The sequence below is a fragment of the Pseudokineococcus lusitanus genome (assembly GCF_003751265.1).
In the GTDB taxonomy this organism is placed as follows: domain Bacteria; phylum Actinomycetota; class Actinomycetes; order Actinomycetales; family Quadrisphaeraceae; genus Pseudokineococcus; species Pseudokineococcus lusitanus.
Genome location: NZ_RJKN01000001.1, coordinates 445263 through 461151 on the forward strand (window position 1 = coordinate 445263; position 15889 = coordinate 461151).

Annotated in this window: 11 protein-coding genes; 7 read left to right on the forward strand and 4 right to left on the reverse strand. The window is 77.1% G+C overall.

Going from position 1 to position 15889, the window contains the following annotated elements; translation table 11 throughout:
- The first annotated feature begins 24 nt into the window (after positions 1 to 24).
- The 3 genes from EDC03_RS18345 (at position 25) to EDC03_RS02030 (ending at position 6981) form a co-directional block, all read left to right on the forward strand.
- On the forward strand, positions 25 to 1485 hold the full coding sequence (locus tag EDC03_RS18345; protein ID WP_199719852.1) for a cytochrome P450: 1461 nt from the start codon (positions 25 to 27) through the stop codon (positions 1483 to 1485).
- 122 nt (positions 1486 to 1607) lie between these two features.
- Positions 1608 to 4265 carry a M14 family zinc carboxypeptidase gene (locus EDC03_RS02025; protein WP_123378495.1) on the forward strand — a complete coding sequence of 886 codons (2658 nt, stop codon included), beginning with the start codon at positions 1608 to 1610 and terminating at the stop codon, positions 4263 to 4265.
- A 241-nt stretch (positions 4266 to 4506) separates the two neighbouring features.
- Positions 4507 to 6981, forward strand: coding sequence for a M14 family zinc carboxypeptidase (locus EDC03_RS02030; protein WP_123378496.1), 2475 nt, complete (start codon positions 4507 to 4509; stop codon positions 6979 to 6981).
- Between the two features lie 77 nt (positions 6982 to 7058).
- Here EDC03_RS02030 and EDC03_RS02035 read toward each other — a convergent pair whose 3' ends face one another.
- Entirely contained in the window at positions 7059 to 8441 is a 1383-nt protein-coding gene (locus EDC03_RS02035; RefSeq protein WP_123378497.1) for a glycine--tRNA ligase, read from the reverse strand.
- 192 nt (positions 8442 to 8633) lie between these two features.
- Between EDC03_RS02035 and EDC03_RS02040 the strand changes: the two genes are divergently transcribed.
- From EDC03_RS02040 to EDC03_RS02055, 4 genes are read left to right on the forward strand one after another with little or no spacing between them, the layout of a single operon-like run.
- Positions 8634 to 9737, forward strand: a complete 1104-nt coding sequence (locus EDC03_RS02040; protein WP_123378498.1) for a metal ABC transporter substrate-binding protein — start codon at positions 8634 to 8636, stop codon at positions 9735 to 9737.
- 10 nt (positions 9738 to 9747) lie between these two features.
- Positions 9748 to 10677, forward strand: a complete 930-nt coding sequence (locus EDC03_RS02045) for a metal ABC transporter ATP-binding protein (RefSeq protein WP_123378499.1) — start codon at positions 9748 to 9750, stop codon at positions 10675 to 10677.
- A 28-nt stretch (positions 10678 to 10705) separates the two neighbouring features.
- Complete coding sequence (locus EDC03_RS02050) at positions 10706 to 11626, forward strand: metal ABC transporter permease (protein WP_123378777.1); 921 nt, start codon at positions 10706 to 10708, stop codon at positions 11624 to 11626.
- A 59-nt stretch (positions 11627 to 11685) separates the two neighbouring features.
- Positions 11686 to 12114, forward strand: coding sequence for a Fur family transcriptional regulator (locus EDC03_RS02055; RefSeq protein ID WP_123378778.1), 429 nt, complete (start codon positions 11686 to 11688; stop codon positions 12112 to 12114).
- A 253-nt stretch (positions 12115 to 12367) separates the two neighbouring features.
- Here EDC03_RS02055 and EDC03_RS02060 read toward each other — a convergent pair whose 3' ends face one another.
- The 3 genes from EDC03_RS02060 to EDC03_RS02070 form a co-directional block, all read right to left on the reverse strand.
- Entirely contained in the window at positions 12368 to 13183 is an 816-nt protein-coding gene (locus EDC03_RS02060; RefSeq protein ID WP_123378500.1) for an isoprenyl transferase, read from the reverse strand.
- The gene (gene recO, locus EDC03_RS02065; protein ID WP_123378501.1) at positions 13180 to 14067 is read right to left on the reverse strand and encodes a DNA repair protein RecO; all 888 of its coding nucleotides are present in this window, start codon (positions 14065 to 14067) and stop codon (positions 13180 to 13182) included. The genes EDC03_RS02060 and recO overlap by 4 nt, the downstream gene beginning before the upstream one ends.
- Before the next feature lie 101 nt (positions 14068 to 14168).
- The gene (locus EDC03_RS02070; protein ID WP_123378502.1) at positions 14169 to 15848 is read right to left on the reverse strand and encodes a GGDEF domain-containing protein; all 1680 of its coding nucleotides are present in this window, start codon (positions 15846 to 15848) and stop codon (positions 14169 to 14171) included.
- Between the last annotated feature and the right edge of the window lie 41 nt (positions 15849 to 15889).

Here is a 15889-nt window from a genome sequence, read left to right on the forward strand (position 1 = left end):
CCGCCGGGCGTCAGGGTGGAGGAGGTGAGCACCCCGCCGACCGCCCCGCTGCCGCCCGCCGACGACGCCCGCCCGCGCGGCCCCCTCCCCCGGCGGGCCCTGCGCGGCCTCCGCCGGCTCGTGGCGGCGCTGTCCCGGCCCCCCGCCGACGACGTGCCCACCGCCTCCGCCGCCGACGCCGCCCGGCTGCTCGTCGGGGTCCTGGCGCCCGTCGCGGCCCGCGGCGCGATCGTCCGGCGGCCGCGCGTCGTCGCCCTCGTCGCCCGGCTCGACCTCGACACCCGGGCGGTGGCGACCGTGCGCCGGCTGCGCGACACCTACGGGCCGGACCCGGTGCACGTCCGCGTGCTCGGCCGCTCCGTCGTCGTGCCGGTCGAGCCCGAGGACGTCCGACGCGTGCTCGACGGTGCGCCCGAGCCGTTCTCGCCCGCCTCCCGGGAGAAGCGCGGCGCGCTCTCGCACTTCCAGCCCCGGGGCCTGCTCATCTCCTCCCCCGCCGACCGCCGCGTGCGGCGGCCCTTCAACGAGTCGGTGCTCGACGCCGGGCAGCCGCTGCACCACCTCGCCGGCCCCTTCTCGGCCGCCGTCGCGGAGGAGGCGCGGGCGCTCTCGGCCGAGGCCCGCGCGGACGGCGCCCTCACCTGGCCGCACCTGTCGCGGGCGTGGTGGCGGGCCGTCCGGCGCGTCACCCTCGGCGACGCCGCCCGCGACGACGAGCAGGTGACCGACGACCTGCAGGCCCTGCGGCGCCGCGCCAACTGGTCCGGCCTCGTCCCCGTCGACCACCGCACGCGGGAGCGCTTCCTCGGCCGCGTCCGCGACTACGTCGACGCCGCCGAGCCCGGCAGCCTGGCCGCGCTCGTGGCCACCACCCCCGCCCGCCCGGGGCTCGCGCCGCACGAGCAGGTGCCCCAGTGGCTCTTCGCCTTCGACGCCGCCGCCTGGGCGTCGGCCCGGGCGCTGGAGCTGCTCGCCGCCCACCCCGAGCTCGCGCGGCGGGTGCGGGAGGAGGCGCCCGTGCCCTCGACGTCGCCGGACGCGGAGGTCCACCGCCGCCCCGTCGTGCGCTCGCTGCTGCTGGAGTCGCTGCGGCTCTGGCCGACGACGCCCGCGGTGCTCCGTGACACGACCGCCCCGACGGCGTGGCGGACCGGCAGCCTCCCGGCGGGCGCCTCCGTCGTCGTCCTGGCGCCGTTCTTCCACCGCGACGCGAGCCGCCTGCCGCAGGCCCACCGCCTCGCCCCCGAGCTCTGGCTCGACGACGACGGGCAGGAGCAGCCCGGGGCCGCCGTGGACTGGCCGCTCGTCCCCTTCAGCGCCGGCCCGGGCATGTGCCCCGGCCGCGGCGTCGTGCTCCTCACGACGAGCACGCTCCTGGCCACGCTCGCCGCCGACGGCTGGCGACCGCGCACGCCCCGCCTGAGGGCGGACGCGCCGCTGCCGGGCACGCTCGACCCCTTCGCGCTCGACCTCCTGCCCGCCTGAGCGACGGCGGCACGACGGGCAGGTGCCCAGAAGTCGTCGCACTCCCCCGCAGAGCGGTCGGCTGTGCCACGGTCACCCCACACCGGACATCCCGGTGGCCCCCGTGGACCGCAGGAGACCTCGTGCCCCTTTCTCGACCTCGGCGCGCCGCCGCGCGCGCCGGCCTCGGCGGGCTGGCCGCCGCCGTCGTGCTCGCCGCCTCGCCCGGCGCCGTCGCCGCCCCGTCGGCCGCCCCCACCGCCCGTGCCGCGGACGCCGCCACGCCCGCCGCGGTGGCGAGCGCCCTCGGCGACGCCGTCACCACCCAGCGCGCCACGGCCGCCGCGGCCGAGGCGCCGGCGAGCTACCCGGTGCAGCCGCAGCTGCGGGTCTACCCGGCCGACCCGGCCGACGCGTCGATCGCCCGTGGGGCCCTGCCGTACGCCGAGATCGCCCCGCGCCTGCAGGCGCTCATGGCGAGCAGCGACCTCGTCTCGACCGAGGTCGTCGGCACGTCCACCAAGGGCCGCGAGATCCTCCTCGTCACCCTCACGACGCCGGAGACCGCCGAGCAGACCGCGCAGCAGGCGGCCTGGCGGGACCTCGTCAAGGCCGACCCCGAGGCCGCGGCCGCGGACGCCGACCTCGCCGCCGGCTACAAGACGCCGGTCTGGTTCAACAACAACATCCACGGCAACGAGTGGGAGGGCACCGACGCCAGCCTCCTGTGGATCGAGGAGCTCGTGGGCCGGGCCGAGTCCGGCGACGCCGCCGCGCTCGAGCAGCTCTCGACGAGCCGCCTGTACTTCACGGTGACGAACAACCCCGACGGCCGCGTGGCCGGGGCCCGCCGCACCGCGGTGGACCTCGACCCGAACCGCGACTTCATCACCAACGAGACGCCCGAGACCGTCGCGATCCGCGACCTCGCCGGCCGCCTCCAGCCGGTCTTCTTCAGCGACATCCACGGCTACACGTCGGTGCTGCAGGTCGAGCCCTGCGGCCCGCCGCACGGCGAGAACTACGACTACGACCTCTTCCTGCCGCACGCGTACGCCTCGGCCCTGCGGATCGAGGAGGACGTGGCCGCCGCCGACATCGAGGGCAACACGTACCTCACGGACGCCGGCGCGGTCACGACGGAGAACACCGGCAAGATCCGCATCCCCTACCGCGACATCCGCGCGGGCTGGGACGACTGGCCCCCCATCTTCACGGCGCAGTACCTCGCCTTCCAGGGCTCGGTGACGTCGACGGTCGAGCTCCCCCTCGGCCGGGTGGCGACCGACACGCCGGAGGGCCTCGCCGAGAGCGCCCGCCGCACGAAGGTCAACACCGAGGTGGCCGAGCAGGTCATCACCTCGACGACGGACTACGCGCTGGAGAACGCCGACGAGCTCCTCGCCAACCAGGTCGAGGTCTTCCGCCGCGGGTCCGCCGGCGAGCCGCTGCGCACGCTCGGCGCCGACCCGGACCCGACGACGGTCCCCGGCCCCGACCAGTGGGCCGACGTGTGGGACGAGACCGACGTCTACCGCGCCGAGTTCCCCGCCGCGTACGTCATCCCGGCCGGCGGCGACCAGTCGTCCTCGAGCGCCGCCCGTCTCGTCGACCACCTCGTCGACCACGGCGTCGAGGTCGGCCGCATCGCGCAGCCCCGCGAGATCGACGGCACGACCTACGCCCGCGGCTCCTACGTCGTCGACATGCGCCAGCCCCTGCGCGGCCTCGCCAACGCCCTCCTCGCCGAGGGCAGCGACATCAGCGACCGGGTGCCGGAGATGTACGACGTCTCGGCGTGGAGCCTCTCCGACCTGTGGGGCGCCGACGTCGAGGTCGTGCAGTCCCTCCCGCGCGGCCTCCGGCCCCGTCCCGTCGAGGCCGCGACCTCGCCGGCCGCCGCGCCGGCCCGCACGGCGCTGCGGCTCGAGCTCACCGGGACCGCCGAGGTCCGGGCGCTCACCACCCTCCTCGACGACGGCGTCCCCGTCGCCCTCCTGCCCGACGGCTCGGCGGTCGTCCCCCGCGGGCAGCGCGCCGCGGCCCTCGCCGTCGCCCGGGCCGAGGGCGTCGCCTTCACGGCGACCCCCGACGTCACCGTCGGCCGGGACGGCGTCGTCGCCGCGACGGCCCTGACCGTGGCCTACACGACGGCGTCGACGACGGACGACGTGGGCGAGGACTACCTCTCCCTCGTCGAGCTGGGCGTCGACGACCCGGTCCGCGTGACGGCGGCCTCGCTGGCCGACGGCAGCACCGACCTCGACGACGTCGACCTGCTCTGGGTCGGCGCCGGCCTCACCAGCCGGGGCGCCCCCCTGACCGGCGCGGCCCTCGCCGAGCTCCAGGCGTACGCCGACCGGGGCGGCTCGATGATCGGCCGCGGGACGGCCGCCACGGCGATCGCCACGCAGCTCGGCTACCTCGACGTCACCGCCGTCCAGGGCAACTCCGCCGGCAACGGCGTCGTCGACGTGGTGACGCCGGAGGGCTCGCGCCTCGGCGCGGCCACCGACGACCGCGCCTTCGTCTACGGGGCGGTCCACTTCACCGACCTCGGCGACGGGGCGGTGGTCGAGCAGACCTACGGCGCCGAGCCGCTCGTGGCCGGCCACTGGCGGGCGCTCGAGGACGGCACCGGTGGCCCCGACGCCGCCGCCGGGCAGCCCTCGGTCGTCTCCGGCGAGAACGCGGCGGGCGGCACCGCCGTCCTCTTCGGCACCTACCCGACCTTCCGGGTGCACCCGCTGGGGATGCTCGACGACGTCGCCCGCACGGCCGTGGACGTCGCCCTCCGCTGACGCCACGCGCCGCCCGCACGACGACGGCCCCGCCACCCTCCCCGGGTGGCGGGGCCGTCCGCGTGCCGAGACGCCGTCGTCCGTCCTTGATCCGATCGACTGGGTCGGGAATGGTGGCGCAGGTGGGGACGAACCTGACGAAGCGCACGCACCTGGACCTCGGGCGCCGGACGAGCGCGGCCTGTCGACCTGCGGAGACACCCCCGCCCCCGACCACCCGACCCGCCCCGCAGGAGACCAGATGACCCGACGTACCGCGCGGCCCCGCCGCGCCCTCCCCCTCCTCACGGCCGCCGTCGTCGTGACGACCGGCCTCGTCGCGCCCGGTGCGGCAGCGGCGCCCGCCGCCCCGACAGCGCCCGATGACCACCCCTGGCCCTCGCTCGCCGAGGTGGAGGGCTGGCCCCAGCAGCACCGGCTGCGGGAGCCCGCCGACGACCCGGCCGACGTCTCGCCGACGTACGGCTCGCTCCCCTACGACGAGATCGCGCCCGCGCTCAACGACCTCCAGCGGCGCAGCGACCGCGTCTCCGTCGAGGTCGTCGGCCGCTCGACGCAGGGCCGCGACCTCTACCGCGTCGTCGTCACCGCCCCCGAGACGGACGCCGAGGCGCGGCAGCAGGAGGAGTGGCGGCGCCAGCTGCAGGACGACCCCGCGGCCGCGCAGGCCGACGAGGAGCTGCTCGCCGGCTACAAGGCGCCGGTCTTCGTCAACGGCAACATCCACGGCAACGAGTGGGAGGGCACCGACGCGGCCCTCCGCGTCGTCGACGACCTCGCGACGAGCACGGACCCGGCGGACGCCGAGCTGCTGGAGCGCACCCGTGTCGTCGTCAACGTCACGGCCAACCCCGACGGCCGCGTGGCCGGCACCCGGGCCAACGCGGCGGGCTACGACCTCAACCGCGACCTGACCATCGCCTCGCAGCCCGAGACGCACGTCATCCGCGACCTCGTCGTCGAGACCCAGCCGGTGCTCGTGCTGGACCTCCACGGCTACGTCGCGCCGACGCTGCTCCACCCCAGCACGCCGCCGCACAACGTCAACTACGAGTACGACCTCTTCATCAAGCACGGCCTGCCCAACGCCCTCGGCATCGAGGCGGGCCTCGCCGACCTCGGGTACGCCGAGACGCAGAGCGCCCGCATCCCCTTCCGGGACGACGAGCCGGGCGTGTGGGACGACTTCCCGCCGATCTACGTGCCCTCGTTCTCGCTGCTGCAGAGCAGCATCCCGTACACGATCGAGGCCCCCCTCAACCCGCGCGGCGCCACCCTCTCCCCCGCCGAGCGGCAGCGACGTGCGGACATCAACACCGACGTCCACGAGGTGGCCGTCCGCGAGTCGCTCGAGTACGTGCTCGAGCACCGCGAGGAGGTCCTCGTCGACCACGCCGAGGTGTACCGCCGCGGCCTGGCCGGCGAGCCGCAGCGCGAGCTGCCCGACGAGTACGTGCCCGGCTGGGGCCCGGAGGACGACTACCGCACGGAGTTCCCCCGCTCCTACGTGATCCCGGCCGGTCCGCAGCAGCGCTCGCTGCCCGCGGCGGCCCGTCTCGTCGACCTCCTCGTCGACAGCGGCGGCCGGGTGCGGCAGGCCGACGACGCCTTCGTGCTCGACGGGACGAGCTACCCCGCGGGCTCGTGGGTCGTCGACGTGCACCAGGCGAAGCGCGGCATCGTCAACAGCCTCCTCGAGCCCGGCGTCGACATCACCGACCGCGTCGAGGACCTCTACGCCGGCCCCGCCGCGTGGAGCCAGGGCCGCACCTGGGGCGCCGACGTCGTCACCTCCTGGGACGAGCTCCCCGACGTCGCCACCACCCCGGTGACCGACGGGACCGCCCGGGGCGACCGGCTCCCCCGCGGCCGCGGCGACCTCCTGCTCGTGGCCCGCGACGCCGCGGACCTGCAGGCCCTCGCGGCCCTGCAGGAGGACGGAGCGCGGACGCACCTGCTCGGCGACGGGTCCGTCGTCGTCCGTGCCACACCGGCGGCGCGGCGCACGGCGCTGCTGCTGACCCGGGACCTCGGCGTCTCCTTCGCGGCCGCGCCGGCCGGGTGGGACCAGGACGCGCGTCCGCTGGACCGGGTCGTCGTCGGGTACACCGGCGGTCCCACGGTGCGCGACACGCTCGCCGCGCTGGGCCTCGAGGCGCGGCCGCTCACGGCGGCCGACGCCGCGGCGGTGCTGCCCGGGGTCGACGTGCTGTACGTCGGCGCGGACCTCGACCTGGCCGCGGACGGCGTCCGCGGCGCCGTCGAGGCCTTCCTCGCCCGGGGCGGCGGCGTCGTCGGGCAGGGCACCGCGGGCGCCTCCCTCGTGGACGGCACGGACGTGCTCGCCGTGACGGCCTCGGCGGGCGCGACGCTCGCCAGCGGCGTGGCCGACCTCGAGACCCTCGGCGGCCCCGTCACCGACGACGCCCAGCCGGAGGCGTTCTTCGCGCGGCCGGTCTGGTTCACCGACCTCGGCTCGGACGCCGTCGTCGAGCAGCGGTGGGCGGCGGAGCCCCTCGTCGCCGGCTGGTGGCCGCGCGAGGGCGACGGCGGCCGCGACCTCGCGGCGGGGCAGGCCTCCGTCGTCACGAGCCGCACGGCCGCGGGCGCCGGGGTCGTGCTGCTGGGCACCGACCCGACGTGGCGCCTGCACCCCAAGGGGCTGCAGGCCCAGCTCGGCCGCGCCCTCCTGTGGGCGGCGACGCCGGCGGGCTGACCCGCCACGCACCGGAGCCCCCCACCGCCGCGGCGGTGGGGGGCTCCGGTGCGTGTCCCGGCGCGCCGGGCGGGGCGTCAGGCGCCGAGGAGGCGGGCGGCCAGGTAGCCCTCGACCTGGTCGAGGCCGACGCGCGTCTGCGTCATCGCGTCGCGGTCCCGGACGGTGACGGCCTGGTCCTCGAGGGTGTCGAAGTCCACCGTGAGGCAGAACGGCGTGCCGATCTCGTCCTGGCGGCGGTAGCGGCGGCCGATCGCCCCGGCGTCGTCGAAGTCGACGTTCCAGTGCTTGCGCAGGGCCGTCGCGAGGTCGCGGGCCTTCGGGGACAGCGCCTCCCCGCGGGACAGCGGGAGGACGGCGGCCTTCACCGGCGCGAGGCGCGGGTCGAGCTTGAGGACGACCCGCTTGTCGACGCCGCCCTTGGCGTTGGGCGCCTCGTCCTCGGTGTACGCGTCGACGAGGAAGGCCATGAGCGAGCGGGTGAGCCCGGCTGCCGGCTCGATGACGTACGGCGTCCACCGCTCGCCCTTGACCTGGTCGAAGTACGACAGGTCCGCGCCCGAGTGCTCGGAGTGGGTCCGGAGGTCGAAGTCGGTCCGGTTGGCGATGCCCTCGAGCTCGCCCCACTCGGAGCCGGTGAAGCCGAACCGGTACTCGATGTCGACCGTGCGGGTCGAGTAGTGCGACAGCTTCTCCTGCGGGTGCTCGAAGTGCCGCAGGTTGTCGCGGTCGATCCCGAGGTCGACGTACCAGTCGGTGCGCGCCTGGATCCAGTAGTCGTGCCACTGCGCGTCCGTGCCCGGCTCGACGAAGAACTCCATCTCCATCTGCTCGAACTCGCGGGTCCTGAAGATGAAGTTGCCGGGGGTGATCTCGTTGCGGAACGACTTGCCGATCTGGCCGATGCCGAAGGGGGGCTTGCGGCGGGCCGAGCCCATGACGTTCGCGAAGTTGACGAAGATGCCCTGCGCCGTCTCGGGGCGCAGGTAGTGCAGGCCGGACTCGTCCTCGACCGGGCCGAGGTAGGTCTTCAGCATCATGTTGAAGTCGCGGGGCTCGGTCCAGGCGCCGCGGGTGCCGCAGTTGGGGCAGGTGATGTCGCCGAGGCCCTCGGGCGCGCGGCCCTTCTTCTCCTCGTACGCCTCCTCGAGGTGGTCGGCGCGGAAGCGGCGGTGGCAGGACTGGCACTCGGTCAGCGGGTCCGTGAAGACGCCGACGTGGCCGGAGGCGACCCAGGTCTGCCGGGGGAGGATGACGGAGGAGTCGAGGCCGACGACGTCGTCGCGGCCGGTGACGACCGTGCGCCACCACTGGCGCTTGATGTTCTCCTTCAGCTCCACCCCGAGCGGCCCGTAGTCCCAGGCGGACCGGGTGCCGCCGTAGATCTCGCCGCTCGGGAAGACGAAGCCCCGTCGCTTGCAGAGGCTGACGACGGTGTCGATGCGGGAGGGTGCGGCCACGCTGGTCACTCCGGTGGGTCTGCGGGTCGGTGCGGCGGGGAGGGCACCCGCAGGTGCCGCGGTCCCGCGCCGTCGGGCCCCGCGAGGGTATCGGCCCGGGCACCGCGCGCCGCCCGCCCGGCACCTCCCGGTCCGTCCCCGCACGGGGCCGCGGCTTTGACCGCAGGCCGACGGCGGGTGAGAATCGTCATCATGCGTGCCGCCCCGCCCCGCCCGACCGCCCGACGGGTGGTGGCCCTCGGGGCCGCCGCCGTGCTCCTGCCCCTGGCGGGCTGCGGCTCGGCCGGCGGCGGGGCGGCGGCCGGCACCGGCGCGTCCGCCGGCGGCGCCGAGCCGGCGCTGGCCGTGGCGGCGTCCTTCTACCCGCTGCAGTGGGTCACCGAGGCCGTCGCCGGCGACCGGGCCGCCGTGACCTCGCTGACCGCGCCGGGCGTCGAGCCGCACGACCTCGAGCTCTCCCCCCGCGAGGTGGGCGCCGCCGTCGACGCCGACGTGCTCGTGACGCTCGGCGGCTTCCAGCCCGCCGTCGACGCCGCGGCCGCCGAGCGCGGCGAGGGCGCCGTCGTCGACGTCGCCGGGGCGGCCGACCTCGAGGTCCACCCCACCGCGGCGGCGGAGGACGAGCACGCCGGCCACACCGAGGACGAGCACGCGGACGCCACGGACGGGCACGACCACGCCGAGGACGACCACGCGCACGACGCCGAGGAGACGGCCGACGCGCACGACGCGGAGGAGCACGCCGCCGACGACGGCCACGACCACGGCCTCGCGGAGGACCCGCACTTCTGGCTCGACCCCCAGCGCATGGCCTCGGTGGCCGCCGCCGTCGCGGACGGGCTGTCCGCCGCCGACCCCGACGGCGCCGCGACGTACGAGGAGAACCTCGCCGCGGTGACCGCCGACCTCTCGGCCCTGGACGAGGAGTACGCCGCCGGCCTCGCCACCTGCGAGAGCCGCGACCTCGTCACCTCGCACGAGGCCTTCGGGTACCTCGCCGAGCGGTACGACCTCGTCCAGCGCGGCGTGCAGGGGGTCGGTGGGGGCGGCAGCGAGCCGACGCCCACGCGCCTGGCGGAGGTCGCCGACTTCGTCGAGCAGAACGGCGTCCGCACCATCTACACCGAGACGCTGCTCGACCCGGCCGTCGCCGAGACGGTCGCCGCCGAGACGGGCGCCACGACGGCGGTCCTCGACACCCTCGAGGGCCTCACCGACGCCTCCCCCGCCGACGACTACCCGGGCGTCATGCGGGCCAACCTCGAGGTCCTGCGCACCGGCCAGGGCTGCTCGTGAGCGTCCCGCGGTGAGCGGCTCGCCCGCCCGGGCGCACGACGCCCCCCTGCTGCGGCTCGTCGGCGCGTCCTTCGGCTACGGCGAGCGCGTCGTCGTCGACGGCGTGGACCTCGAGGTGCGCGCCGGCGAGAGCGTCGCGCTGCTCGGCAGCAACGGCTCGGGCAAGACGACGCTGCTGCGCGGCGTCCTCGGGCTCGCCGCCCGCACCGGCGGCCGGGTCGAGATGGGCGGCGAGCCCGCGCCGTCGCGCCGCAGCCGCCGCCGCACCGGGTACGTCCCGCAGGCCATGACCGTCGGCGGCGGGGTCCCCAGCACCGTGCGCGAGGTCGTCGCGACCGGCCGGCTGCCGCTGCGCCCGTGGTGGCGCCCGGCCGGCCGCGCCGACGCGGCCGCCGTGCGCGCCGCGCTCGAGGCCGTCGACATGGCCTCGCACGCCCACGAGGACGTCACCGAGCTCTCGGGCGGCCAGCAGCGGCGCGTGCTCGTCGCGCGCGCCCTCGCCGCCGAGCCGGAGCTCCTCGTCCTCGACGAGCCGCTCGCCGGGGTCGACGCCGCCAACGCCCGCCTGCTGGCCGACGCCCTCGGGCGGCTGTCCGCGCGCGGGGTGACGCTCCTCGTCGTCACGCACGAGATCGGGCCGCTGGCCGACGTCGTGCGGCGCGCCGTCGTGCTGCGCCAGGGGCGCGTCGTCCACGACGGGCCGCTGGTCCCGGAGCTGCTGGGCGCCGAGGCCGTGGGCGACGCCGACGCCGCGACGGGCGCCGCCCGCCTGCTCCACGACCACCACGTGCACCACCACGACGAGGACGAGCCCTCGCCGCGCGGCTGGGTGGACCACCCGGACACCCGCCCGGGCCCCGGCGGCCTGGCGCACCACCCCGAGGAGCACGACGACGAGCGGCCGGGCGCCGCCGCGGCCGGGGGGCAGCGCCGTGGGTGACCTCACCGCCGTCCTCGGCTACGACTTCATGGTCCGCGCGCTCGTCGCCGCGGTGCTCGTGGGGCTCGCCGCCCCCGCCGTCGGCGTCTTCCTCGTCCAGCGCCGCCTGTCCCTCGTCGGCGACGGCATCGGCCACGTCGCGCTGACGGGCGTGGCCCTCGGGCTGCTGACCGGGCAGGCACCGGTCGGCGTCGCGCTCGTCGTCACCGTCCTCGCGGCGGTCGCGCTGGAGCTGCTGCGGCGCTACGGCCGCGCCAGCGGCGACGTCGTGCTCGCGGTGATGTTCTACGGCGGCATCGCGGGCGGCGTCGTGCTCGTCGCGCGGGCCGGGGAGAGCGCCGCGACGCTCAACACGTACCTCTTCGGCGCGATCACGACGACGACGCCCGCCGACCTGCGGGTCTTCGCCGTCCTCGCGGTCGTCGTGCTGGCGGCGGGCCTGGGGCTCGGGCGCCGGCTCGCCGCGGTGAGCAGCGACGAGGAGCACGCGCGCGCGTCCGGCCTGCCGGTGACGGGGCTCAACATCCTGCTCACCGTGCTGACCGCCGTGACCGTCGTGCTCTCCATGCGCGTCGTCGGGCTGCTCCTCATCAGCGCGCTGATGATCCTGCCCGTCGCGGCGGCGCAGCAGCTGTGCCGGAGCTTCCGGGCGACGACGGCCGCCGCGATGGCGCTCGGCGTCCTCACGAGCCTGCTCGGCGTCCTCACGTCGTACTACGCCGACACCCCCTCGGGCGGCACGATCGTGCTCTACCTCATCGCGCTGTTCGTCGTCGCCGCCGGCGGCTCGGCCGTCCTGCGCGCCCTGCGCCACCGCGCGGCCCGCGGCCGCTCGGCCCACGGCGCGCCGGTGGCGCCCACGGGACCGCGGCCGGTGACGCCACGGACCGCCCCCGTCGCGGACGGTGACGCGCAGACGGCATCATCGGGGCCCGGGACGTCGCGGTGACGTCGTCGACGGGCGCCCGTCCGGGACCGGACGGGACGGCAGAGGGGAGCGTGGGGCCGGTGCCGCAGCAGCAGCGGGTGCGGCGGTCGAGCCGCCAGCGCGACGCCGTGCAGGAGTCGCTCGCGGCCAACGACGCCTTCGTCAGCGCCCAGGACCTCTACGCGGCCATGCGCGAGCGGGGCAACCCCATCGGCCTCGCGACCGTCTACCGCGCCCTCCAGGGCATGGTCGAGGACGACGAGGTCGACGTCCTGCGCACCGACGACGGCGAGGCCGTCTACCGCCGCTGCAGCCCGTCCCACCACCACCACCTCGTGTGCCGCCGCTGCGGCCGCACCGTCGAGGTGGCCGGCCCCGACGTCGAGGCCTGGGCCGCCGAGGTCGCCGCCGAGCACGGCTTCACGGCCCCCGACCACGTCGTCGAGGTCTTCGGCACCTGCGCGGCCTGCACCGCCGCCGCGGCCGACGAGGCCGCCGCCCGCTCCTGACCCGAGCCTCTGCACGGGCGGCGGGATGCATCCCGCCGCCCGTGCAGAGACTCCCCCCTCCTCCCCAGGTGCCCGACGGCACCCGGTCGTCCGACCGGGCGAGGCCCGCACGAGCGGGAGGGGCCGGGCGCGCGGAGAGCAAGTCAGGCCGGGCGCCCCGACCCGGGCGGCACCCGGCCCCGGAGCGCCCGAGGCAGTGCCGGAGCGCGCCCGGCCCCTCCCGCGGCCCCGACCACGCCGCCGGACCACCGCGTCAGGACGACGGCGCCGCCCGGTCCACGGCCCCGCCGTAGCGCCGCTCGCGCCCGCTGTAGAGCAGGACGGCGTCCCAGAGGTGACGGCGGTCGACGTCGGGCCAGAGGGTGTCCATGAAGACCATCTCGGCGTAGGCCGACTGCCACAGCAGGAAGTTGGAGAAGCGCTGCTCGCCGGAGGTGCGCAGGAAGAGGTCGACGTCGGGCAGGTCGGGCTCGTCGAGGTGACGGGCCAGGACCTTCTCGTCGACCTTGGCCGGGTCGAGGCGCCCGGCGGCGACCTCGAGGGCGACGGCGCGGGCGGCGTCGGCGATCTCGGCGCGGCCGCCGTAGTTGACGCACATCGTCAGCCGGAGCCGGGTGCCGCCGGCGGTGACGCGCTCGGCCTCCTCGAGCTCGCCGATGACGCTGCGCCAGAGCCGAGGGCGGCGGCCGGCCCAGCGGATGCGGACGCCCCAGGCCGCCATCTGGTCGCGGCGGCGGCGCAGGACGTCGCGGTTGAAGCCCATGAGGAAGCGCACCTCCTCGGGCGAGCGCTTCCAGTTCTCCGTGGAGAAGGCGTAGACGGAGATGTACTCGACGCCGATCTGGAGGGCGCCGGCGACGACGTCGAGGAGCGCGGCCTCGCCCGCCTCGTGGCCGGCGGTGCGCGGGAGCCCGCGGGCGTTGGCCCAGCGGCCGTTGCCGTCCATGACGATCGCGACGTGCCGCGGCACGGTCCCCGGCGGGAGGTCCGGGGGCTCGAGCCCCTCGGGGTGCGGCGGCGGGTCCACGACGGCGACGGGCGGGGCCGCCTCGCGGCGGCGGACCCTCACGACGCCTCCCCGAGGGCGCCGACGGCCCGCAGGTGCTCGGCCAGCTCGCCGGGCGCCCGCCGCGGCGCCTCGGGCACGCCCCGCACCTCGTCGTCGTGCTCGTCCACGCCCGCTCCTCCCCGGTCGTCCGGCCCGTGCTCGTCCCGGTCGACGAGGGGCAGCGAGCGCACGGAGCGCTCGAGGTGCCACTGCAGGTGCGCCGCGGCGAGGCCGCCGGCCTCGCGGCGGTCCCGCGACGTGCTCGTCAGGGCGGCGTCCCAGTCGCCCGACAGCAGGGCGCCGAGCAGCCGCAGCGTCGACGGCGCCGGCGCGGACGCGCCCGGCGGGCGGCACGACGGGCAGACGGCGCCGCCCGCGGCCACGGCGAAGGCGCGGTGCGGGCCGGGCGCGCCGCAGCGGGCGCAGGCGTCGAAGCTGGCGCCCCACCCGGCGACGGCGAGCGAGCGGACGACGAAGGCGTCGAGCACGAGGGACGGCGGCCGGCGGACCGGCGCGTGCGGCGGGCCCACGAGCGCCCGCAGGCCGCCGACGAGCAGGAGGAACTGCTGCGGCGACGGCTCGCGCTCCTCGGGCGTGAGCCGCTCGGCGACCTCGAGCATCGCCGTCGCGGCCGTGTAGCGCGGGTAGTCGTCGGCGACCGACCGCGCGTAGGGGCCGAGGGTGACGACCTGGGTGACGGTGTCGAGGGAGCGCCCGCGGTAGAGCTGGACGTCGGCGAGCATGCACGGCTCGAGGCGGGCGCCGAAGCGGCTGCCGGTGCGGCGCACGCCCTTGGCCACGGCGCGCACGCGGCCGGAGCCGCGCGTCAGGAGGGTGACGACCCGGTCGGCCTCGCCCAGGCGCTGGGTGCGCAGGACGACGGCCTCCTCGCGGTAGAGCCTCACGGCCGTGCTGCCCCCCTCACCTCGCCTGCCGCGACCTTCTCACGGCGGCGGGGACGGACGGCGCACGCCACCCCCCGCGGGCGGCACCGGGCGGGCGGGGCTCAGGCGCCGACGGGCTCGGCCAGGGGCTCCTCGCGGGCGCCGCCGTCGGTGAGGGCCGTGGGCAGCGGCAGGCGGACGCCGTGGGGGCCCTCGTCCTCGCCGGGGCCGACGCCGTCGGCGACGGTGGGGGCCACGCCGACGACGACGCGGTCGCGCCCGGAGCGCTTGGCCGTGTAGAGCGCCGCGTCCGCGGAGGCGAGCGCCGAGGCCACGGGGGCGCTCGTCTCGACGCCGACGGAGACGGTGACCTCCAGGCCCGGCGCGACCTGGTGCCACTCGGTGGCCCGGACGGCCTCGAGCACCCGGTAGGCGATGGACTCGGCGGCCGCCGGGTCCTCCGGGACGAGGACGACGAACTCGTCGCCGCCGTAGCGGACGACGAGCTCCGACGAGCGGCACGCCGCCGTGAGCATCTCGGCGACGCGCACGAGGACCCGGTCCCCCGTCTCGTGGCCGAAGGAGTCGTTGACGTCCTTGAAGCGGTCGACGTCGACGAAGACGGCGCCGAGGGCCTCGGGCGCCCCCTCGAGCAGCTCGAGCAGCGCCCGGCGGTTGCCGAGCCCGGTGAGGGGGTCGGTGAGCGCGGCGCGGTGGACGCCGTCGCGCTCGTCGAGCAGCTGGCGCACGCGCCGGCGCGCGGCGAGCTCGGCCGTGCGGGACCGGCGGTCGCGCCGCAGCTCGCGCAGCAGCTCCCGGGCGTGGGCCCGCAGCCGGCGGACGGCGGGGTGGTCGCCGTGCTCGGCGACGTCGACCGCGGCCAGCGCGTCGACGGCCGCCCACTGCCAGACGTCGCGACGGCTGCGGCGCGCCACCCGCTCGACGACCTCGAGGCTCTCCGCGGCGGCCCGCAGCTCGCCGCGGGCGAGGAGGACCTCGCCGCGGACGAGCAGGGCGACGAGCCGCTCGGGCCCGGCGGGGCTGAGCCGGTCGAGGACCGACGGGTCCCCGAGGAGGGCCCAGGCGGCGTCGTGGTCGCCGAGGCGGGCGTAGGCCGCGGCGAGGAAGACGTCGGCGCGCACGACGCTCGTGCCGTCGCCGGCCCGGGCCGCCGCGCGACGCATGGCGAGGGCGCGCTCGGCGACGACGAGCAGGTGGTGCCGCGCCTCGGCCTCCTCGCCGAGCAGCGCGGCGACGGCGCCCCACGTGGCCCGCAGGACGCAGCACTCCTCGAGGATGGTGGCGCGGACGGCCTCGTGGCCGACGACGAGGTCGGTGAGCACGCGCTCTGCGGGGTCGTAGAGCCCCAGCGCCTCGAGCGTGATGGCGAGGGCCATGCGGGCCGACATGCGGTTGTAGCCCTCGGGGGCCGACTCGACGATGTCGAGCCCCTCGGCGACGAGGTCGAGGGCCGTGGAGCCGCGGCCCATGACGGCGCTGGCCTCGGCGAGCAGGGCGAGGGCCTTCGCCCGCCACAGGCCGTCGCCGGCCGAGAGGACGAGGAGCTCCTGGGACTGGGCGACGAGGTCGGCGTAGAGGCCGAGCTCGCGCAGCGCCAGGCCGCGGGAGTAGCAGAGGAAGAGCTCGGTGGCCCGGTCCCCCGCGGCGCGGACGACCGTGAGGGCCTCGTCGCACGCGACGACGGCCGCGGCCGGGTCGCCGTCGACGTAGAGCTGGTGGGCCCGGTCGCTGAGCAGGTCGAAGGGTCCGAAGACGTCGGGGACCACGAGCACGCCGCCCATGTCCCGCCTCCCCCCGCGGCTGCCGCCGCCTCGTCCACCGC